The organism is Moraxella atlantae NBRC 14588 (assembly GCF_001591265.1).
GTDB lineage: Bacteria > Pseudomonadota > Gammaproteobacteria > Pseudomonadales > Moraxellaceae > Faucicola > Faucicola atlantae.
In genome coordinates, this window is record NZ_BCUL01000066.1 from 1 (window position 1) to 1,252 (window position 1,252).

The following is a 1,252-nucleotide window of genomic DNA, read 5'->3' on the forward strand; positions in this document are numbered from 1 at the left end:
AGAAACCTTTGCACGAAAAAATGCACAAAAGTTTGTAAAAGTGATATAATACAGTAAAATCAAACAGATAGCAAAAGACACGAATATGACATGGAAACAAACAGGGCAACTCTCCCTAGCAGACAGTCTCATTAACGCTCACAAAGCCATCGAAGAACTCGATGAACTACACGACCTAATCAACTGGCAAACTATCGAACACACCCTACGCCATGTCCATAGCAGTGACCGTGGCGAAAGTGCCTTTCACCCTGTCATCATGTTTAAAATCTTACTACTACAAAAACTCTATAACCTATCCGACCCAGCCATGGAAAAACAACTGGCAAGAGATTTACTATTTCGTCGCTTTGTTGGGCTATCACTTACCGATAACGTACCCGACCACAGCACCATCTGGCGATACCACAAACACTTAGGTGAACTTGGACTCATTGAACCCTTATTCAACCAAATCAATAAGCAACTAGCCGAGCAAAATATCATCATCAAAGCAGGCAGTGTTAGCATCATAGATGCCAGTATCGTTGAAGCCAAAAACAAACGAGCTAAAAAAGGCAAACATACCGACAACACCCAAGATAACGAAGCTGCCTACGTCAGTAAAAAAGACAGCACAGGCAAAGTAAAAACCACCTACGGCTATAAAATCCATCTTAACTGTGATGAAGACAGCTTTGTCAAAAAAGTTCAAACCACCCCTGCTAATGTCCATGATTCACAATGTTTTACCACGCTTTTAACAGGTGATGAATCTGCCGTTTACGCCGACAGTGCGTATAAAAGCCAAGCCCATGACGACTATCTTGCCGAGCATGAGCCGCCTATCAACAATCATATCCATGATAGGGCATGGCGTAATACACCACTTACCGAACAACAAAAACGTACCAATACCCAAAAGAGCCAAACCAGAAATACGGTAGAACGGGTATTCGGTCATTTTAAATTGCATTATGGGATGAGCAAGGCTCGTCATCTTGGCTTAATGCAATTTCATACCAGTACCTTGCTTGCTAGCATTGTGCATAATTTAAAAACCGCCCTAGGTTTGAAGCGAAAATACGGACTGCCTTAGGGTTATTGTGTCTGTTGGTTGGTAAAACTAGCCAATAGACGTTAATTGACTGCAATTTAGGAGACTTTTATGCCAATTCGGTGACTTTCTTCACTTCTTTAACACCAATTCCAGTTTTTAGTTGAGTTTGAAATTGGTGTCGAGAGATGGTTGCTGGTTTATGCAAAGGTCTCC

1 protein-coding gene is annotated in these 1,252 nt (G+C 41.7%); it reads left to right on the plus strand.

Translation table 11 applies throughout. The annotated features are described in order from the left end of the window. Positions 1-85 precede the first annotated feature (85 nt). Positions 86-1,078: an IS5 family transposase gene (locus MA2_RS10710; protein ID WP_067059659.1), complete on the plus strand. Its 993-nt coding sequence runs from the start codon at positions 86-88 to the stop codon at positions 1,076-1,078. Positions 1,079-1,252 lie beyond the last annotated feature (174 nt).